This window comes from Salinactinospora qingdaonensis (genome assembly GCF_039539445.1).
In the GTDB taxonomy this organism is placed as follows: Bacteria; Actinomycetota; Actinomycetes; order Streptosporangiales; family Streptosporangiaceae; genus Salinactinospora; species Salinactinospora qingdaonensis.
In genome coordinates, this window is sequence record NZ_BAABDD010000006.1 from 1 (window position 1) to 19,324 (window position 19,324).

The window sequence follows — 19,324 nt, forward strand, 5'->3', positions numbered from 1 at the left end:
CCGAGATGCCGCCGTTGACGACGTACTTGCCGTGGTCGCCGGCGTCGTACCAGCCGCCGGAGACGTCCAACGAGTAATCGCAATCGTCACTGGGGTCGCACGGCACGCTCAGGTCACCCTGGTTGGGTGAGACGCCGACGTGCCCGGCCTCGCGACCGTAGCCCGGCGCGATGGAGTCGTCGATCTCGATCCCGCTGCGCTGGGGGTAGTAGAACGACAGCGAGTCGACGCGCAGATCCTGGTAGGCATCTCCGGAGATGGCGAAGGGGTGGCTGGTCTCACCGTCGACTGTGAGCGTGTAGCCCTCGCCCTCGGTGGTGACCGAGTCGAAGCCCACCGTGTGGACGTTGAGCCCCGAGGAGGACTCAGTGCCGTAGGGCACCGTGTTGCCCTGGGCGACCGTCTCGCCGGCGGCGTTGTCGACCTGCCAGGGCAGTGCTACCTCAGAGTCGGTGACCACGGTGGCGCCCTTGGGGCCCTCGGGCAGGTAGCCGACCTGGTTGACGCGCACGGTCGGGCCGGTGTCGGGCTCGTAGGTCGGTGGCTCGGCCCCGTCGGTCAGCGACACGTCGTCGAGACAGAAAGTCCATGCCGTGTCGCTGCCGCCGATCTGGAAGACGAACTGGGCGTCGTCCATGGTGGTGTCGGCGGTGAAGCTGTAGGAGAAGGTCTGGGCCTCAGTGGTGAGCGACGGGTTCTCGGTGAGCTGGGCGGCGTAGGGCTCCACCGGCTCCTGCACCAGCGTGCGCACGGTGATGTCTTGGGTGGCGCTGGCGGTGAAGCTCAGCTCGTAGGACTCGCCGGCGGTCAGGCTGACGTTGTCCTGGCCGACGATGGCGTCCCACGCCTCGACCGTTCCGCCGGGAACGTCGGCGCACAGTTGTCCGTCGACGACCTCAGCGGGGGTGTTCTCGGTGTGCCACCAGCCGGTGGTGCCGTTGTCGAAGCCGCCGTTGCTGATCACGTCGGCTGCATGGGCCGGGGGTGCGGCCATGAGGGTCATAGTCAGTGCGGAGGCGGCCGTTGCCGCTCCGATTGTCCAGCTTGTGCTGGGCGATGATGAGCGCATTGGATCCTCGTGTTGGGGGATTGCCAGATCCGATGGCAGTCGGGAATGTCGATTGGGACACCCACAGCTTTGGGAGCGCTCCCATACGTTGTCTCATTGCGAATCGTCACAGCGGCAATCCGGCGTGTCAATAGTGGAAGCACCAGCGAGAACGCCATGGTGGGCCGCGTGACACACGCGCATGTGGCGTCGAAACAATTCGATGACCTGTCTCATCACCGTGACCCACGCCACTGATAACGAAATGGTTGCGATGCTGTCTGGAACGTCCCCTCGACCGCTGCGCCCTCTCCCCCATGGCACTGTTCACCGCCAGGAGCCACCCTCGCGCCGCCGTCCCGCCCCGCCTCGTCGGGGCGGGACGGGCAAGTTATGGCGTCACTGCTGTTGCCGCCCGCGCAGCAGACGACGCTCCACAACCAACACGGCCACCACCAGGGCGAAACCGAGAGCGGCCATGCCGATGGCCGAGCCAAGGTACTCTCCCGGCGCGAGCAAGCCGCGCCCCTCGTCCTGCCAGGGCCACAGTGCGCGCAGGCTGCCCGCCAGCACGCCGGTCAGCACCACCAGCGTGACCCGCTCGCGGTGCTCCAGTAGCCACTGCAACAGCTTGACGATCGAGGCCAGCCCGACCAGAGCCCCCAACAGAAACAGGCCGAGATAGCCGAAGTCGCGCTCGTTGACCGCCGACAACGTCTGTTCGTAGAGCCCGAACGTCAACAGCAGGAACGAGCCCGACATACCGGGCAGCACCAGCGCCGACACCGCCACAGCGGCGGCCAGCACAATCACCAGTGGCGTGGCCTCGACCTCCCCGGGCGGCAGGCTGACCACGACGTAGGCCAGCACGGCGGCGGCCAGGGCGATGAGGATGTCCCGCCACCCCCACCGCGCCTCGGCCGGGGCCGCGCCCGCCGCCTGCGCGGCACGGACGGACAGTGAGAACGGCACCCACAGTGACGCCAGCACCAGGCCGAAGAACAGCGCGCGCATCTGGATCGGGTAGTCGTGGACCCACCCCTCGACGAGGCTGGCCATCAGCACCAGAGCACCGAACATGCCCACCAGCAGCGGGACGATGACGCTCCAGCGCACCAGCCGGAACTCGTCGGCGGCGCGGGAGAACCCCTGGCCGCGCACGACGTCGGTCAGCCCCATGCGCACCGCGGAGATCAGGTGCCCGGCCGAGGTGATCACGGTCTCGTAGACACCGACCATGAGGGCGACGGTGCCGCCGCTGACGCCCGGAACGCTCTCGGCGGCGCCGATCAGCGCGCCGCGCGCGACGTTGAGGATGTGCGTGGGCCAAGACGGCGCGGTGGCCGGGCTGTCCAGGGATTTCGCCACCAGGTTCTCCTTGCGGGTCACAGCGGGTCGATCGGGTGTTGTGGCTGTCCCGGCGCGCTGAGGGCCAGGAGAGCGCGGGGCCGGTGCCTTTCCGAGGGGCAAAGTGGGGCTTACGCAGCCCGAGGCGGCGCGCCCCGGCATGTCACCGGCGGGCTTCGCGGTTACCTATCCTGCCACTCTCGCGAGGAGGTGCCGTGTCGGCCGACCGCGCTCGCCGCGCCGCGCACGGGCAGATGCTCGGAGCCGAGGGGCGCTTCCAGCCGGCCCTAGTCGCGGAGCCGGCCTAAGCAGCGAGCTCACGCCGGACCTCACCTGTAGGCGACCGTCGGGGGGCGAGAGCCCGCTCGTGACCGCTCGACCCGCCCCTTCCAGTCGTGGAAGATGGAAAGTGTTGATAACAGAGATCCGTCCAAAGCTGTTGCTCATCGCCGAAACCGCGCCTCCGCCATCAGGTTCTTCAAACGCCGGGACCGCGGTGAACGCGCTGGCCATACGTGAGGGGGTGATGCTGTGAGCGGGGCCAACCCTTCCGCGCCGGCGGCTCCGGCGCTGGTGACCGGGGCGACCTCGGGGCTAGGGCGCAGTATGGCCCATGCGCTGGCCGAGCGCGGCTGGAGCGTGCTGATCCACGGCCGCGACCGGCAGCGCTGCGAGGAGACCGTGGCCGAGGTGCGCGCCGCCGGCGGCTCCGCCTTCCCCTGCCTGGCCGACCTGGCGTCGCTGGAGCAGGTCACCGGTTTGGGGCGGCAGGTGGCCGACGAGTACCCGTCGCTGGGGTTGCTAGTCAACAACGCCGGTGTGGGTGCCGGCTCCCGGCAGCAGCACCGGGAGGTCAGCCACGACGGCCACGAGCTGCGGCTGGCCGTCAACTACCTGGCGCCGGTGCTGTTGACACGGCTGCTGCGGCCCGCGCTGCGGGCGGCGGGCACCGGTCAGGTGCTCAACATCGGCTCGGCCGGCCAGAGCCCGCTGGATCTGGACGATCCGCAGTTCACGCGGGGCTACAACGGCATGGAGGCCTATACCCGCAGCAAGTGGGCACTGGCCGCATTCACCTTCACCGCCGCCCACGAGTACGCCGATGACCCGATCCGGGTCAACTGTAGCCACCCGGCGACCTTCATGGACACCACGATGGTCGTCGAGGCCGGGATCGCGCCCTGGTCCTCGGTCTCGCAGGGCACCGCGGCGGTGCTGTACGCCGTCGACGAGGGGCGCGCGGGCGCCACCGGCGAGTTCTTCAACGGGCAACAGCGCGCCCAAGCCCACCCGTCGACCTACGATCCCGCGCTGCGCCGCCGGCTCGTCCGCCTCACCGACGATCTCCTCGCGCCCGTGACGGGCTAGGAGCCGCCAACCGCTTTCCGACAGGCGCTCCGGCGCGACGTGCGCGAGGCGGGACGTGCCCGCCCCTCTGCCGCGGCGACGTTTGGAGCCATAAAACCCTGGCAAATGAGTAACCATGGAGTTACTCGCTGTAGCTGCCACACCTGTCGACCTCGGTGCAGCGCGCGTCCAGATGGCGCTGTCGCTGGGGTGGCACATCGTCATCGCCTGCTTCGGGGTGGGCATGCCGGCACTACTGCTGTTCACCGAATGGCGCGGCATCCGCACCGGCGACCCCGTCTACCAGATGCTGGCGCGGCGCTGGGCCCGGGCGATGGGGGTGCTGTTCGCGGTCGGCGCGGTCTCGGGCACCATCCTCAGCTTCGAGATGGGGGTGCTCTGGCCGGGGCTCATGGACAGCTTCGGCGACGTGATCGGGCTGCCGTTCACCTTGGAGGGCTTCGCCTTCTTCGTCGAAGCGATCTTCCTGGGCATCTACCTCTACGCCTGGGACCGGCTGCCGCCGCGCGCTCACCTTCTCTCGGGGGTGCCGGTGCTGCTGGCCGGGGTTGCCAGCGCTTTCTTCGTGGTCACCGCCAACGCCTGGATGAACCAGCCCCACGGCTTCGAGCTGCGCGGCGGCGAGGTCGCGGCGGTGAACCCGTGGGTGGCGATGTTCAACCCCGCGACGCCGCCACAGACCGTCCATATGATCATCGCGGCGTTCATGGTGGCCGGGTTCGCGACGGCGAGCGTGTACGCGGCGGCGATCCTGCGCGGACGGCGCGAGCGCTACCACCGGCTCGGGTTCACACTGCCGTTCACGGTCGCGGCGGTGCTGACTCCGGTCCAGATCGGTGTGGGGGACTGGGCCGCGCACTTCGTCGCCGACTACCAGCCGGTCAAGCTCGCCGCGATGGAGGGCGTCTTCACCACTCAGACGGGGGCGCCGCTGCACGTGGGCGGGGTCGCCATCGACGGCGAGATGCGCTATGCCGTGGAGATCCCCAACGGGCTGTCGCTGCTGGCCCACTTCGACCCCGACGCCACCATCCTGGGGCTCAACGAGGTCGCCGCGGCCAACCAGCCGCCCGTCAACGTGGTCCACCTGTCGTTCCAGGCGATGGTCGCCATCGGGTTCGCGCTGCTGGCCCTATCGGCCTGGTTCGCCGGCATGTGGTGGCGGCGCCGCGCCCTGCCGCGCTCCCGGCTGTTTTGGCTGGGCGCGGTGGCCGCGGGACCGCTGGCCGCCGTGGCGCTGGAGGCGGGGTGGGTGACCACCGAGGTGGGACGCCAGCCCTGGATCGTCTACGAGGTGATGCGCACCTCCGAAGCCGTCAACCCGGCGCCGGGTCTGTGGGTGGGGCTGGTGCTGTTGACCGCCGTGTACGTGGCGCTGACCGTGGCCACGATCTACGTTTTGCGCCGGCTCGCCCGCGACGGGCCCGCACCACTCGCCCCCCAGGAGAGTGACGTCACGAACCAGCCGGTGCCATGATCGCCGACGATATCCTCCTCGCCGAACTGGGGCTGGCCGTGACCGCCTACGCGCTGCTGGGCGGCGCGGACTTCGGTGGCGGCTTCTGGGACCTGTTCGCCGGGGGCAGCCGCCGCGGGATGCCGCAGCGCCGACTCATCGAGCACGCCATCGGCCCGGTCTGGGAAGCCAACCACGTCTGGCTGATCTATGCCGTCGTGCTGTTGTGGAGCGCGTTTCCCACCGTGTTCGCCGCTGTGGCCTCCACCTGCTACATCCCCCTCACCCTGGCCGCGCTGGGCATCATCGGCCGCGGCGCGGGGTTCGCCTTCCGCAAGACGAGCACGTCATTGGCGAGCCGGCGCGCCTTCGGCGCCGTATTCGCGTTCTCCTCGGTGGCCACCCCGTTCTGTCTGGGCGCGGTGGCCGGTGGGATCGCCTCGGGCCGTGTCCCGCCCGGCATCGCCGCCGGCGGCCCGTTCACGTCGTGGCTGAACCCGACGTCGGTGCTGTCGGGGCTGCTGGCGGTGGGGGTGGGCGCCTACCTGGCGGCGGTGTTCCTCACCCGCGATGCCCAGCGTGAGCGCTCTGAGTTGGCCGAGACGTTCCGGAGGCGGGCGCTGGGCGCGGGCGTGGCGGTGGGCGCGCTCGCGGCGGTGGGGCTGGTAGTCGTGGCTGTGGACGCGCCGGCGCTGTTCGGTCTGCTCGCGTCGGGGCCGGCGCTGGCGCTGGTGGTGGCCTCGATCGCCTCGGGCGCAGTGTCGCTGGTGTTGCTGGCCCTGCGGCGCTACGTGGCGGTGCGCGTCACTGCGGCGCTGGCCGCGGCGGCGATCATCTGGGCGTGGGGGGCGGCCCAGTACCCGCTGCTGCTACCTGGTGTCACGATCTCCCAGGCCGCGGCCGGGCCCGCTGTACTGCACACGCTCGTCGGCGTGACCATCGTGGGAACGGTCGTGCTGGCACCCTCGCTGTGGTGGATGTTCCACCTGTTCCAGCGCTTCCCCGCGGCCGGTGCGCCAGAGCGGGCCGATGGGGAGGGGACGTGAGGGGGAGCCGCGAGTGTGGTTAGTCCGGGTGTGTGGCGGTAGGGGCGTTCGGGAGCGCAGCAACCTATCGGGGAACTGGAGGAGGCCATGACCGCGACCACGACGACGCAGCGGCTGCAAGCGGCATTGGATGCTGTGGACTACCCCGCGGACAAGGACGAACTGGTGGCCACCGCCCAAGAGAACGAGGCTGACGAGGACACGGTGCGCGCGCTCCAGGCGTTGCCTCCCCAGGACTACCGGAGTTTCAGCGAGATCACCGCGTCGGTGGAGCTGGCTGAGGAGAGCAACCCCGCCACCGACCGGGGCAAGGCCCAGGCACGCCGCCACCACCGCCACCCGCACCTGGCCGAACGCGACAAGGATGCGCCGACCAACCCCATCGTCGACGAGCTGGGCGAGAACCGCGGCAGCTAGCCGCGGCCCGCGACCGCCGCGCCGAGGCACAGACCGCGCCGGTCTCGGCGCTCGTAGGCGCTCGGCGGGCGGTGGCCGGGCGCGCAGATGACGACGCCGGGCTGGTGGCGGGTTCGCGCCCCCGGCCCGGCGCCTGCCGAGCGGCGCGGGGACGATCCGCGGGACGCAAGCCCACTGCCCGTAGTGGCACTGGCCACATCGGTTGCGACAATAGCACTGAACTGGTTCAATTTTGTGGTAACTGTGTGGCGGTCTTCGCGGGTGTCCCGCTCGGCCGAGCACAGATCGGTCCAACAGCGCGGCCTCGTCACTCCCGCGGATGCGGAATGAGGGATATCACCGTGCGCAACGAGCAGCCACTCGCCGCACACGCTGCTGCCGGCTATCTTACTGTCGAGATGCCCGCGGAGCTGGACCTAGCTAACCGCGAAAGCTGTACCGATCGGCTTCTCGCCCTCCTCGAATCCCGTGCGCCGGAACTCATCGTGGACATGCGGGCGACGCGGTTCTGCGACTCCAGCGGTGTGCACATGCTGGTCCGAGCGTGGCGGCGCGCCCAAGAGCTGGGGTGTGACCTGCGGCTTGTGGCACCTCACCACAAGGTCCGCCGCGTCTTGGACGTGTTCGGCTTCCAGAGCGTCTGCACGATCCACACCACTCTCGACCAGGCCCACACCGACCTCGCCGCCCGCCAGGAAGGCGCCGCCGCGGCGGGCGACGAGCACGCCACCGCGAGCCCGACGCTGCACTCCGCGCCGCAGCACTGACCGCGAGTCCGCCAACGCCCCTTTCCCCACCGTCTTCCCACCGCGCACCGCCCTCGCGGGGAGGGGCGCCGATCTCGCATGCCGACCACGCCCGGCCCCAGGCTCGCCGGGAAAGCGCGGTCTCCCCGGCATGCGTCCCTTGTGAGCTGGGGCGTTCGTGGCCCCGGGCCGCCTCGGCAGAGGGAGTGAAGCAAGGCAGCGCATAGCGATCCCGCTCCCTTACCTGCCCTGGCCTACAGCAGGACCGACCGGGCGGCGACATCGGATGTCCGCCCTGTCCGCCCGGCACCGCTGGCGCAGCGGCACTCCCGCCTGCGCCTCGGCCCTACGACAGGGCCGAGGCGCACGGAGCCGCCCCACGTGGAGTCCACCCCTCAGACCGCGGCCGCCTCCCGCTCCCGCTCTGCGACGATGCCCAGCGCGACATCGATGATCATGTCCTCCTGGCCGCCGACGTAGCCGGCCTCGCCGACCCGGCGCAGGATCTCGTGGGCCGGCACGTCGTAGCGCTGGGCGGCGCGCTCGGCGTGCAGCAGGAAACTGGAGTACACCCCGGCGTGGCCCTGCATGATCGCCGAACGGTCGGCCCAGGGCAGCCGGGGCAAGAACGGCCGCACCGTCTCCGCCGCGGCGGCCAGCGCGGCGTTGACGTCCACCCCGGTGGGCACGCCCATCCGGTCGAAGGTGGCCGCGAGCACCTCGGTGGGCGAGTTGCCGGCCCCGGCCCCCAGCGCGCACAGCGACCCGTCGATCTGGCGGGCCCCGTTGCGGTAGGCCAGCACCGAGTTGGCTACCCCCAGGTAGAGGTTCTGGTGGCCGTGGAACCCCACCTGGGCCTGATCGCCGATCTCCGCGCTCAAGGCACGGGCGCGCTCGGCGGCGTCGTCGAGCAGCAGCGCTCCCGCCGAGTCGACCACGTAGACGCACCCCGCACCGCCGTCGACCATGATCCGCGCCTGGGCCGCCAGCTCAGCCGGAGTGATCCGGTGGGACAGCATCAAAAACCCCACCGTCTCCATCCCTAACTCGCGGGCCGCGGCGAAGTGCTGCAAGGACACGTCGGCCTCGGTGCAGTGGGTGGCGATCCGGGCCACCCGCGCCCCCGCCGCGTGCGCGGCGCGCAGGTCGCTCACCGTGCCCAGGCCAGGCAGCAGCAGCACGGCGATGCGGGCACGCTCGGCCTCCTCCACCGCCGCCTCGACCAGCCGCAGCTCTGGCACGAGCGAGAAGCCGTAGTTGAACGACGAGCCGCCCAACCCGTCGCCGTGGGTGACCTCGATGACCTCCACGCCGGCACGGTCCAACGCCCCGGTGACCGAGCGCACCTGCTCCTCGGTGAAGCGGTGGGCCATGGCGTGGCTGCCGTCGCGCAGCGTCGTGTCGGTGAGGCGCACCCTGTCGGGTGCCTGCGCGGTGGAGGGCTGACTAGGCTGGCTCATCGCAGTACCACCTCGGTGTTCGTCTCGGCCCGTTGTCGGGCGAGCAGCTCGCCGACCCGCGCGGCGGCTGCCGTCATGATGTCGAGATTGCCGGCCCATTCGGGCAGATAGTCGCCGTTACCTCGCACTTCCAGGAACACCGCGACGCGGGCGTGGCCGTTCCACCCGTCGTGGGCGGCGTCGTACTGCGGTTCGGCACGCAGCGTGTAGCCGGGCACGTACTCCTGGACCCGCCGCACCATGTGGTGGATGGACTCCGAGACCGCGTCGCGGTCGGCGTCGTCGGGGATGGCGCAAAACACCGTGTCGCGCATGATCATCGGGGGTGTGACCGGGTTGAGGATGATCACCGCCTTGCCGGTGTCGGCGCCGCCGACCCGCTCGATCGCCGCGGCCGTGGTCTCGGTGAACTCGTCGATGTTGGCGCGGGTGCCCGGCCCCGCCGACCGGGAGGCGATCGAGGCCACGATCTCGGCGTAAGGCACCGGCACGACCTGCGACACCGCGTGCACGATCGGGATGGTGGCCTGGCCGCCGCAGGTGATCATGTTGAGGTTGGGGGCCGTGGCGTGCTCGTCCAGGTTCACCGGCGGGCACACGAACGGGCCGGTGGCCGCCGGGGTGAGGTCGACCGCCTGGACGCCGGCCTGAGCGTAGCGCGGCGCGTTGGCCAGGTGGGCTTTCGCCGAGGTGGCCTCCAGCACGATGTCGGGCACGTCGTCGCGATTGAGCAGCCAGTCCACCCCGCCGGCCGAGGCCCTCACGCCCATGTCGCGGGCGCGGGCGAGCCCGTCGGAATCGGGGTCGACCCCGATCATGTAGCGCACGTCGAGCACGTCGCTGTGGCGCAGCTTGGCCAGCAAGTCGGTGCCGATGTTGCCGGGACCGACGATCGCAGCGGTCACCGTGGTCATACCGTTTCCCCTTCCGCGTGGGCGAACACCGCCGTCACATCACCGACGTCGTCGAAGTCGGCGCTGACCCGGTCGCCGGGGGCGACGGCCACCGCCGCGGTGACCGAGCCAGGCAGCACCACGTGCCCTTCCTCCAAGGTCACGCCCAACTCGCCGAGGGTGTTGGCCAGCCACACCAGGGCATTGAGCGGGGTGCCCAGCACCGCGCCCCCCACACCCGCGCCCACGTCGGCGCCGTTGCGCCGCAGCGTCGCCGCGATCCGGCGCAGGTCCACCGCCGACAGCGGCACGGGGCGACTGCCCAGCACCACGCCGCCACACGAGGCGTTGTCGGCGACGGTGTCGATCAGCGAGATTCGCCAGTCGCGCACCCGCGAGTCGATGATCTCCAGCGCGGGCAGCACGAAGTCGACCGCGGCGGCGGCTTCGGCGGCCGTGATCCCCGGCCCGGCCAGCGGACGCTTGAGCACGAAGGCGATCTCGGGCTCGACGCGGGGCTGTAGGAAAGCGCCGGTGGCGATGGGCAGGTGTTCGAGGTGGAACATGGCGTCGAGGAGGTGACCGTAGTCGGGCTGGTCAACGCCCAACTGGGCACGCATCGCCGCCGAGGTCAACCCCACCTTGTGCCCTTTCACTCGGGCACCGGCGCCGCGCCAGCGCTGCACCTGTAGCACCTGGACACGGTAAGCGTCGTGCAACGTCAGTTCGGGGAGCCGCTCGCTGAGCGGCTCCACCGGCACCCCGGAGGTGTAAGCGGCGGCGAGTTCCTCGGCCGCCGTGTGGAGGACGGCGTCTTCCATCGGGCGTCTCACTTTTCCGTCAGTTCAGCGTCCGGACCACCGTGCGCGGCCATCCCATCGTCGGCCTCGCGGGTCCGGCGTCACTGCCTCGACAATCACGCCCGGACAGCGCAGGATGCAAGGTATGCGTGCCGGTGAATGGAACGATCCGAGAAACGCTTCCGCAGCTCAGGACAGTGCCGCCCCCTCGGTGATCGCCCGTTCCAGTGCCCTGTTGGGCGCGTTCGGTCCCGGCGACCACACCTTGGGCGTCTCCGAGCTGGCCCGGCGTACCGGCCTGGCCAAGTCGACCGTGCACCGGCTGGCGCGCGAGCTCACCGCGCACGGCCTGTTGGAGCGCGACGGCGGCGGGCTACGGTTGGGGCTGCGCCTGTTCGAGCTGGGCCAACTGGTGCGGCGCCGCCAGAGTCTGCGCGAGGCGGCCTGGCCGTTCATGACCGACCTGTGTACCGCCACCGGCGCCACCGCGCAGTTGGCCGTGCTCGACGGCACCGAGGTGGTGTACCTGGAGATCCTTGTCGGCAGCGACGCGCCCGACCTGCCCTCGCGGGTGGGCGGCCGGCTGCCCGCCCACGCCACGGCCGTGGGCAAGGCGATCCTGGCCTTCTCCCCTGCCGTCGCGGTGGACGAGGTGCTGCGCGGCGGGCTGGTGCGGCTCAGTTCCCGCACGATCGTCACGCCGGGGCGACTCCGCCGCGAGCTGGCCACGATCCGCGAGGCGGGCATGGCCTACGACCGCGAGGAGTCGGGGTTGGGGATCGTGTGCGCGGCCGTGCCCGTGATCGGCCCCGAGGGCACGGCCGTAGCCGCCCTGTCGGTGTCGGGCTGGAGCGGGCGGCTGCGCCTGCCGCGCATCGCCGCCGCCGTGCACACCGCCGGCCTGGCCCTGTCGCGCAGCCACGCTGCCGGCCCCGGGTGACCCCGGCGGGGGCAAGGGCGCCGGCCGCCGATTGTCCGAATTGTCGCCACGAAGAATCCGACGGAAGAAAAGCCGTCCAGAATAGGGGAGGAGAGCGTACCCGCTCTCCTCCCCTAAAGTTCTTCGCGTGAGACTACACCGGCGGGGCTTGGTCGGCGCTTCCCGGTGTTCCCCACGACGGTTTCCGCTGAATTCTCACCCCGAGAATCCGCGAACAAAACCGCGGAACCGCCGGGACGGATGCCGTTCTAGGCAGCGCCGATGTTGACGTCGATGCAGGCGTAGAAGGCGTTTGCGGTGTCGGCGATGTTCCACACGGCCAGAATCGTGTGCCGACCGTTGTAGCCGCTGAGATTTACGTTGTGGGTGAGCGTGGCGGGCGGCTGGGCGCCTCCGTAGTCGACCTGGGCGAGCAGGTCGTCGCCGATGAAGTACTGCCAGTTCGCGGTGGCGTGCATGGCGGTGTTGGTCCAGGTGAGATCCAGCGAGTGGCCCACCGGAGTGACCTGCCAGTCCTTAGAGTCGTCGTCGAGCTCGGCGAACCGGGCATTGCCGCCGTGGCAACTGGTCAGCCCCTTGGGGCCCTCCACGCTCTGCGGCTCCCACTTGATGCCGCCGCACTCGACGACGCCGGCCGCGCACTGGGCCTGGCGGCTGGGCGGGGAGGAGACGTAGCCGTGGGCGCTGGCCGTGGCGGCGGGCAGCAGGGCGAATACGAGCGGGGTGGCCGCGGCGACGGCGGCGAGGGAGCGAAGCTTGGGTCTGAGTCGCATAACGGTGCCCTTCTGGTGGAGCGATCCCGCGCCCGAAGACACGCGACGGACAGCCGGCCGGCACGGGATCGCGACTCGGGAGGAGACGGGGAAAGGAGCGCTCCTGGGCGGCGAAACCGCCCGAGCCGCACCGGGAAATCACACGTCGATTCGTCGTGGCCACGATAAACGAATTCCGGACAACGGCTCGTTCTCTTCGGCGGCGGACGGCGCTGTCCACAAAATACCGGCGCCCGGGAAGCCGGTATTCGGTTCCACCGATCAGTTGCGACGCTAAACAAACGCCAATACCCCGTCAAGGGTACGCAAGAGCTGAAACGCCCGGGAACTCGATCTTCAGAATGGCTTCGTCACGGAGAAACAAAACGACAGAACCGTCCCGGTATTGTCGTCGAGAAATCAGTGTCTCTCGCGGACCTGCCGCAGCGGCGCGAGGGGGCACCGGCGGTCTAGCCGACAGGTGTCCCCGCCCCGCGGCGCGCCCCTCTCCCGGCACGCGCGAGAGGTAAGCACACTGTGACCCCAGGGTCACACCACGCACTATGGCCGAGGAGCACGACGGCTGCCGAGACACGAGCGGCGGCGCCGATCGCGCCCGGGTCGTGCCCGGCAGCCGTCTCCTCCCTGTCCTGCCCCGCTCGGCCCGCCACGCCCGACAGCGGCGCAGCGGACCGGGCGTGGCGGGACTGTGGCCTCAAGAGGCGCTGTGGGAGCCGAAGCGACGCCGCACCGACCGCGCGGAGGCGGGCATGCCGTGGCCGAACAGCAGCCGGCTCGGCCCGGAGGCCAGCACCGTCTGGACGCTGCGCCGGATCTGGGCGGTGTCCTCGGCGAAGAACGGCCAGTCGGGCCGGTCGCGGCGGATCATGCTGCCGGCGAGCAAGTCACCGACCAGGGCGTCACCGCTGAGCCGGTCCAGCAGCGTGACCGAGCCGGTGGTGTGGCCGGGCGTGTGCAGCACCCGCAGCGGCACCCCGTACTCCTCCAGGTCGACGCCCTCCTCCAAGACGAGGTCGGGCTTCACGGCCGGAAAGGTCGGGCTGAGCATACGGCGCAGCACGTAGCCGAAGGGACGGATCACGTCGTGGAAGATGCTGGTGCCGGTGGTGGCCCACTCCACCTCGTTGGCGTGCACCGCCACCGGCACGTCGAGGCGACGGCTCAGCTCGGCGGCCCCGCCGGCGTGGTCGGGGTGACAGTGGGTCAGCACGATCAGGGACACGTCGCTGGGGCTAATCCCGGCACCGGAAAGCCGCCGCAGCAGCCGCTCTTCCTGGCCGGCGGGTCCGGCGTCGACGAGGATCGTACGCCGGCCCCGCACCGCGTAGGCGGTGGACTGCATCAGGTTGACCGACAGGGTGGCGCCAGGGGTGGGCTCGTTCCCGCTCATCGCCGCCTCCCCTCGGTCGCGGAGGCCGACGCCTCGTGGGCGCCGTGGTAGGCGCCGGTCTCGGCGGTGAACATCATCGCCAGTTGCTCCCTAATGCGTTCGACGGCGGGCGGCCCCACGTAGCACAAGTGGCGGTCGGGCCGAACCAGGTAAGCGGTGGGGTGGGGTCCGTACAGCTCGTCGGCCTCGCGGCCCCGGTCCAACACCACGGGGATGTCCTCAGGGGCGGTGGTCGACATCTTCCAGTCGGTGGTCAGCACCTGCATGGCGAGAGTGTTGGGGTGGCTGGTGCGCAGCGCGTCGAGCATCTGGCGCGCCGAGGACAGCAGCGCCCCCACGTTGCCCTGTCCGGTGAGCAGCAGGGCGGGACGGTCGGAAGGCAGGAGATCGTGCAGCCGCCGGTTGTGGTTGGCGACCCCGTCGAACAGCGAATAATCGGGCAGCCGGTCGCCGCCGCGCAGCTTACGGACCCGGCCGGTGACCGTCGAGGTGTTGCGGTAGCTGTGGGCGACCTGCGACAGCCGCCGCGCCATCTGGCGCAGCGCGGCCGGGGACGATTGCAACACGCCCATGACCGCGTCGCGCAGGTGGCGGCGCGGGTCCCCGCGCAGCAGCATGGCCTGGGCTCCCAGGTGGGTGAAGGACACGACCTGCTTGCCCACCCGGTGGCGCTCCTCCTCGTAGGTGTCGAGCAGGTCGACCGGGGCGCGCCCGTTGGCCACGGCAGCGAGCTTCCAGCCGAGGTTCATCGCGTCGCCCACCCCGAGGTTGAGGCCCTGCCCCCCGAAGGGGGTGTGGACGTGGGCGGCGTCGCCGACGAGGAACGCCCGGCCCTTGCGGTAGGAGGTGGCCTGCCGGTGGGCGAGGTTGAACGTCCAGAACTGGTCGACCGAGTGGATGGTGCCCTCGATGCCGGTGCGGGCCATGGCACGCTGGGCGTCCTCGATGTCGGGCTCGACCAGCTCGCCGTTGGCGTCGCGGTTCTGGGTGTAGGCCAGCCGGTAGCGCCGGTCGCCAGGCAGCGGGAAGACCCCGTAGATCCCGTCGGAGTCGCTGGAGAAGGTCATCTCGTTGCGCGGCAGCGGCCAGTCGACGACCCCATCGCACAGCACCCAGTCGTCGGCGTAGGCGTCGCCGACGAAGTCCAGCCCGAGCAGGGAACGTATGGTGCTGTGAGCGCCGTCGCAGCCCACGAGCCAGTCGGCGTGGATGGTGTCGGTGCTGTCGTCGGGCAGGGTGACGGTGGCGGCGACCCCGTCGCCGGTCTGTTTGATGCCGGTGCAGGTGACCCCGCGCTCCAGCTCCACACCGACGTCGGTGAGGTGGTCGATGAGGATGTGTTCGGTGCGGGCCTGCGGAATGTCGATCATGTAGGGGTAGGCGGCGTCGCCGAGTGTGCGGAAGTCCACAGTGACACGGTCGCGGTGGCCGGTGCGCAGGTCGAGGATGTCGACCCGCTGGCCTTCGGCGACGATGCGGTCGACCACGCCGAGGTCGCGGAAGTACTCCAGCGTGCGGGAGTGCAGTGCCGCGGACTTGGTCAGCTCCAGCACCTGGGCGTGCTTGTCGATGATGCGGCACGCCACTCCTAACCGGTGGAGCTGGGCGGCCAGAGCGAGCCCGGTGGGGCCGGCCCCGACGATCAACACCTGGGTGCGCTGCATGGTGAGTGCGCCTCCTTCAGGTCGGTACGACGACCTCAAAGTAAATCGAATGATCGTTCTTTTTAAGAGTGACTCACCGACGGTGATTAGTCAAGAACGAGCGTTCGTTTTATTATGGTTTCGTGCCTAGAGTCACTGACGAGTACCTCGCCGCCCGCCGCGAACACATCCTCGCCGCGGCGGCCGTCCGGTTCTCCCGCGACGGCTTCCACCAGACCTCGATGCAAGACGTCATCGAGGAGGCCGACCTCTCACCCGGCGCGGTGTACCGGTACTTCCGCAGCAAAGACGACATCATCATGGCGATCTCGCTTCAGGCTACCGAGGCGGTGCAGACGGTGGTGCGCGAAGCGCTGGAGACCCACCGGCCCCTACCCGACCTCATGGCCGAACTACCCAGCGCCTTCGAGGAACTCGACCACGCCGAGGCGCGGATGCGGCTGGCCGTACAAGCCTGGGGCGAGGCGCTGCGCAACCCCAAACTGGCCGAAGCGATGCGCGAAGGCATCGAGGGGGTGCAGGCCGCGCTGCGCGACCGCGTGACGATGGGCCAGCGCGAGGGCGAAATCACCACCGACGTCTCCCCCGACGAGGCCGCCCACGCCCTGCTCAGCCTGATCCAAGGGTTCCTGCTGCAACACTCCTGGAACCCGCGACTGTCCGCCACGACCTACGGCCACGGCACCCGCGCCGTCGTCGCCGGCCTGCTGGCCCGCTGACCCACCCGACCGGCCTTCCTAACCGAGCACGGCGGCAACGGCGCCGCCATAGGTGACTCCCTCTCCCACGTTGTCGTTGCCGTGCGGCTACGTGCTGTTTTTCGAACAGCCGGTGGTGGGGGTGCGTGGGAATGTCCTTTCACCGCTCGTACCTCGATCGCTGCGCGATCTCGGCAGCCTGAAGGCGGCGCTGTACGCCGGAGTGCGGGGTAGGCGACGGGGGGGTGATGGTGGGCGGGGCGGATGTGGTGTGAGTTCCGGATCGCTAGGGGAGGCGCGGGTAGCCGCCGTGGGATGGGGCCGGGAGGGGAGAGCTTTCATGATCATCACGAGTGTTGCTGTTTGGCGATTCTGGGCCGCGAGAATCGCCAAGCGGCGAGACCCGCGATGATCAGGATGAGACAAAAGGCAATACACCGGACATAGCACGCCCCAGCGAAGCGCCACGCATCCCCGATCGGCCTGCCCGACGGCGGAACGCACCTCCCCACACCGCGGAAGGCGCCACGAACCTGGCGAGCCCGCCCCCGCGCGACCGCCACTCGCCACCCCGCCTCCCCCCAACACACAACACCGCCCCGGTGCCACCCCAGGCTGCCGAGATCGTACAGCGATCGAGGTACGAGCGGCACAGAAACATCCCCACCACGCCCGCCCACCACCGGCCGTTCGAAAAACAGCACGTAGAGCTGCCCGTCCTTGCCAGCCGCAGGAACATCGCCCACGCTCCGAACGCAAACGCGAGGTGACCATCCTCGCGGTGCTGCGCATCACGGACGAGGGCACGCCCCGGAGTCTGCGCGACCTCGACGCGGTTGCCCGAACCACTCCGGCACGACGCGCCTCCGTTACCGCTGCCACCAGCCACGTTGCCGAGTAGCGCGGGCGAGCTCCACGAGCGCGTCCCTGTTTTCGGCGCGCCCCCGTAGTGCTCAAGCAGGAGCGGGGCCGTCCCGGGCTCCACCTTGACCTCGGCATGCTCGAAGCCATACGACTACCGCCGTTTGACTACTAAGAGTCACTGAGTGACATACGATACGCCGTAGACGCGAAAGCGGCCCCGCCCCAGGTGTGGCACCACCCGGGCAGGGCCTTAACCTCCGACCTGGTAAGGGCAGGTGAAGGCTCGGTGCCTAACTCTAATGACCTACTCGTCACACCCACGACGACGACACCGTCCCCGCGCCACCGCGTGCTCGCCCAGCTCGCCGAGGCGATCCGCGACCGGGGCGGGCGCGCCTCGTCGGCGCTGGAGAACAGCGCCTACCCGGTGCTCTACGTCGAGCACAACGGGGCCGCGACCGCCGTGGTGGCGGTGTCGTGCGCCGACGGCTGGTGGCTGATCTGGGGCCGCACCTCGGCCATGGCCGCCTCCGATGTGGCGGCTGCCGCCGACGCCCTCACCGGCAGCGCTGCCCCGTCCGCCCCCGCGGAACCGACCTCGGCTGCGGCGTCGGCAGTGTCACGACCCCCCGTCCGCCGTCTTCCGCCGCGTTCGACCAACCTCGTCACCCGCGAGCGCGACCGGTTGGCGGCGGCCTGACCATGAGCAGCCACGGTTCCCACACGCCCGCCCCTCCATGCAAGCCCTGGTCTCCCCCTCGGCGACCAAAGTTCCCACAGCATCGTGGGGCACCTGCGACTCACATGGTCGGATGCGCAGAGATCGAACCTGAGAGAGGGAGCCGGGCGCGCCGGCGTATGGCCGGTGACCACGAGCAGCCGAGTGGTGTCAGCGGCGGATTCTACGGTTGCCGCGGCCCCTGACATAGCGGGGCAGACCCCAACGATGTGCTCCATGGAGTCCCTCATGAGTTCCCCCTGCGAGCGGCCCGAGCCTTTTGCTACTCCCGAAGAGTTCCTCGCGGACTTTCCAGAGCTGCGCAAGCACGCCTGCCCGGCACTACGGCTGCATCCTCATCTCGGCGAACCGACCCGCGAGTCCAGCTCGGCCGGCGGCCCGCTGCTGTGGCCCACCGAAGAGCCCTGGCCCACCTGCTCCCTGCCGCACTATGTGGCGACCCCCTGCTACGGCGAGAACGGCCTCATGTTCGACACACAAGAGGACGTGGTGTTCGACGAGCCCGTGGCACTACAACCGGTGCTGCAACTGTTCGCCCGCGACCTGCCGCAGGGCTACAGCCTCCCCCACGGTGCCGAAGTGCTTCAGGTGCTGTGGTGCCCGAACGAACACTCCGACCCTCACGAGGCGTTCGGGCACCACTACGGCCCCTCGGTCGCGCTGCGCTGGCGCTCCAGCCCCGAAGTCACCGACCCGCTGGCGCAACAGCCTCAGCCGCACACGAAGGAAAAAGAGTACGACGTGCCCGCCTGCGAGCTGGCCCCCGAACCGATCATGGACTACCCGGACCTGGATCGTGTCCCCGAAGAACTCGCCGAGCGGGTCATGAGGTGGAAGGGCCAGGAGTTCGACTGCGAGGAGGAGCCGGAGCGGCACACCTACTTCGCCCTGATGATGGCGCGCAGGGGCATGAAACTCGGCGGCTGCGAAGGGTGGGAGATCGAGGACCCCTTCCCCATGACGTGCTCCTGCGGGACCACCCTGGAACACCTGGTGCAGATCGACAGCATGGAGGGCCCCGCTCTCAGGAACCTCATCATCGGGCGAGCATATGCCCTCAACATCTACTACTGCCCGGCCTCGCTGGAGCATCCGTACCGGATCAACATCCAGTGACCGGACTCACCGGCTGACGGGGCGCCCGTGAGGTTCGCGGCGGTACCGCCATAGCGGGGTGTGCTGCGGGAGACGCGGGGCGCCCGAGACGGGGCCCGCTCGAATGGTGGCCAGAACCGGTGTGACTACGGGTGGGGCGGCCCGGCGGGGGGTGGGCCGGGCTGGTACGGACCGCCCTGCGGAGGAGCACCCGGGGGCGGTGGCGTGGGGAATCCGCCGTATGGAGACGCGGCGGGGTCACCGGGGTGCGGGCGCCGAAGCAGCGCGACGAGGACGAGAATCCAGGCCAGCACCCCCAACGCGAGGATGACCAGGTTGACTGCGCTCAGCAGAAGAGGGCGCACGCCCCATTCGGTGTAGAGCGCCGGCAGCGCCACCAGCCACCCGGCCTCGGCCAGCGTGGCCAAGGCGAGAAAAACCATGGCCGTGGTGATCATCCCTTTGCGGGGGTGGCGCGACGTGCGCGCGACCACCGCGCCTATCACGGCGACAAGCAGCATCGGGACGGCCGTGAGGAGGCCGGCGAAGTTGGCGGCGGAGCCTATAGCGAACATGATGT

General features: G+C 70.1%; 19 protein-coding genes. 9 read left to right on the forward strand and 10 right to left on the reverse strand.

Annotation, left to right across the window (positions count from 1 at the left end):
* Together ABD848_RS08000 and ABD848_RS08005 are read right to left on the reverse strand one after the other, a co-directional pair.
* On the reverse strand, positions 1 to 994 hold a 994-nt coding region (locus ABD848_RS08000; RefSeq protein WP_344969107.1), incomplete at its 3' end, for a cellulase N-terminal Ig-like domain-containing protein.
* 453 nt (positions 995 to 1,447) lie between these two features.
* A complete protein-coding gene (locus tag ABD848_RS08005) occupies positions 1,448 to 2,416 on the reverse strand; it encodes a DUF368 domain-containing protein (protein ID WP_344969110.1) in 969 nt (322 codons plus the stop codon).
* Between the two features lie 510 nt (positions 2,417 to 2,926).
* On the opposite strand from ABD848_RS08005, the gene ABD848_RS08010 reads away from it, so the two are divergent.
* From ABD848_RS08010 to ABD848_RS08030, 5 genes are all read left to right on the forward strand, one after another.
* The gene (locus ABD848_RS08010; RefSeq protein WP_344969115.1) at positions 2,927 to 3,763 is read left to right on the forward strand and encodes an SDR family NAD(P)-dependent oxidoreductase; all 837 of its coding nucleotides are present in this window, start codon (positions 2,927 to 2,929) and stop codon (positions 3,761 to 3,763) included.
* Positions 3,764 to 3,878: 115 nt separating this feature from the next.
* Positions 3,879 to 5,240, forward strand: a complete 1,362-nt coding sequence (locus ABD848_RS08015) for a cytochrome ubiquinol oxidase subunit I (protein WP_344969119.1) — start codon at positions 3,879 to 3,881, stop codon at positions 5,238 to 5,240.
* Positions 5,237 to 6,265 (forward strand): cytochrome d ubiquinol oxidase subunit II, encoded by a 1,029-nt coding sequence (locus tag ABD848_RS08020; protein ID WP_344969122.1) that lies wholly within the window; start codon positions 5,237 to 5,239, stop codon positions 6,263 to 6,265. Before ABD848_RS08015 ends, ABD848_RS08020 begins: the two co-directional genes overlap by 4 nt.
* A gap of 87 nt (positions 6,266 to 6,352) precedes the next feature.
* A complete protein-coding gene (locus ABD848_RS08025; protein ID WP_344969124.1) occupies positions 6,353 to 6,682 on the forward strand; it encodes a DUF2795 domain-containing protein in 330 nt (109 codons plus the stop codon).
* Between the two features lie 326 nt (positions 6,683 to 7,008).
* Entirely contained in the window at positions 7,009 to 7,449 is a 441-nt protein-coding gene (locus tag ABD848_RS08030) for an STAS domain-containing protein (protein ID WP_344969127.1), read from the forward strand.
* Between the two features lie 374 nt (positions 7,450 to 7,823).
* Here ABD848_RS08030 and dmpG read toward each other — a convergent pair whose 3' ends face one another.
* The 3 genes from dmpG to ABD848_RS08045 are packed head-to-tail and all read right to left on the reverse strand — an operon-like array spanning position 7,824 to position 10,602.
* Entirely contained in the window at positions 7,824 to 8,888 is a 1,065-nt protein-coding gene (gene dmpG / locus ABD848_RS08035; RefSeq protein ID WP_344969130.1) for a 4-hydroxy-2-oxovalerate aldolase, read from the reverse strand.
* Positions 8,885 to 9,802 carry an acetaldehyde dehydrogenase (acetylating) gene (locus tag ABD848_RS08040; protein ID WP_344969132.1) on the reverse strand — a complete coding sequence of 306 codons (918 nt, stop codon included), beginning with the start codon at positions 9,800 to 9,802 and terminating at the stop codon, positions 8,885 to 8,887. The genes dmpG and ABD848_RS08040 overlap by 4 nt, the downstream gene beginning before the upstream one ends.
* Complete coding sequence (locus ABD848_RS08045) at positions 9,799 to 10,602, reverse strand: 2-keto-4-pentenoate hydratase (protein WP_344969135.1); 804 nt, start codon at positions 10,600 to 10,602, stop codon at positions 9,799 to 9,801. The genes ABD848_RS08040 and ABD848_RS08045 overlap by 4 nt, the downstream gene beginning before the upstream one ends.
* Positions 10,603 to 10,726: 124 nt before the next feature.
* Here ABD848_RS08045 and ABD848_RS08050 point away from each other — a divergent pair, with 124 nt between their 5' ends.
* Entirely contained in the window at positions 10,727 to 11,521 is a 795-nt protein-coding gene (locus ABD848_RS08050) for an IclR family transcriptional regulator (protein WP_344969137.1), read from the forward strand.
* 248 nt (positions 11,522 to 11,769) lie between these two features.
* On the opposite strand, the gene ABD848_RS08055 is transcribed toward ABD848_RS08050, so the two are convergent.
* From ABD848_RS08055 to ABD848_RS08065, 3 genes are all read right to left on the reverse strand, one after another.
* Positions 11,770 to 12,294 carry a lytic polysaccharide monooxygenase auxiliary activity family 9 protein gene (locus ABD848_RS08055; RefSeq protein WP_344969139.1) on the reverse strand — a complete coding sequence of 175 codons (525 nt, stop codon included), beginning with the start codon at positions 12,292 to 12,294 and terminating at the stop codon, positions 11,770 to 11,772.
* A gap of 694 nt (positions 12,295 to 12,988) precedes the next feature.
* Positions 12,989 to 13,684, reverse strand: coding sequence for an MBL fold metallo-hydrolase (locus ABD848_RS08060; RefSeq protein ID WP_344969141.1), 696 nt, complete (start codon positions 13,682 to 13,684; stop codon positions 12,989 to 12,991).
* Positions 13,681 to 15,348: an FAD-dependent monooxygenase gene (locus ABD848_RS08065; RefSeq protein ID WP_344969143.1), complete on the reverse strand. Its 1,668-nt coding sequence runs from the start codon at positions 15,346 to 15,348 to the stop codon at positions 13,681 to 13,683. Before ABD848_RS08065 ends, ABD848_RS08060 begins: the two co-directional genes overlap by 4 nt.
* Positions 15,349 to 15,470: 122 nt before the next feature.
* Here ABD848_RS08065 and ABD848_RS08070 point away from each other — a divergent pair, with 122 nt between their 5' ends.
* Positions 15,471 to 16,067, forward strand: a complete 597-nt coding sequence (locus ABD848_RS08070; protein ID WP_344969145.1) for a TetR/AcrR family transcriptional regulator — start codon at positions 15,471 to 15,473, stop codon at positions 16,065 to 16,067.
* Positions 16,068 to 16,458: 391 nt separating this feature from the next.
* On the opposite strand, the gene ABD848_RS08075 is transcribed toward ABD848_RS08070, so the two are convergent.
* Positions 16,459 to 17,031 (reverse strand): DUF397 domain-containing protein, encoded by a 573-nt coding sequence (locus ABD848_RS08075; protein ID WP_344969147.1) that lies wholly within the window; start codon positions 17,029 to 17,031, stop codon positions 16,459 to 16,461.
* Between the two features lie 165 nt (positions 17,032 to 17,196).
* Between ABD848_RS08075 and ABD848_RS08080 the strand changes: the two genes are divergently transcribed.
* Positions 17,197 to 17,610: a hypothetical protein gene (locus ABD848_RS08080; RefSeq protein ID WP_344969149.1), complete on the forward strand. Its 414-nt coding sequence runs from the start codon at positions 17,197 to 17,199 to the stop codon at positions 17,608 to 17,610.
* 267 nt (positions 17,611 to 17,877) lie between these two features.
* A complete protein-coding gene (locus ABD848_RS08085) occupies positions 17,878 to 18,765 on the forward strand; it encodes a hypothetical protein (RefSeq protein ID WP_344969152.1) in 888 nt (295 codons plus the stop codon).
* 125 nt (positions 18,766 to 18,890) lie between these two features.
* Here ABD848_RS08085 and ABD848_RS08090 read toward each other — a convergent pair whose 3' ends face one another.
* Positions 18,891 to 19,319: a hypothetical protein gene (locus tag ABD848_RS08090; protein WP_344969154.1), complete on the reverse strand. Its 429-nt coding sequence runs from the start codon at positions 19,317 to 19,319 to the stop codon at positions 18,891 to 18,893.
* Between the last annotated feature and the right edge of the window lie 5 nt (positions 19,320 to 19,324).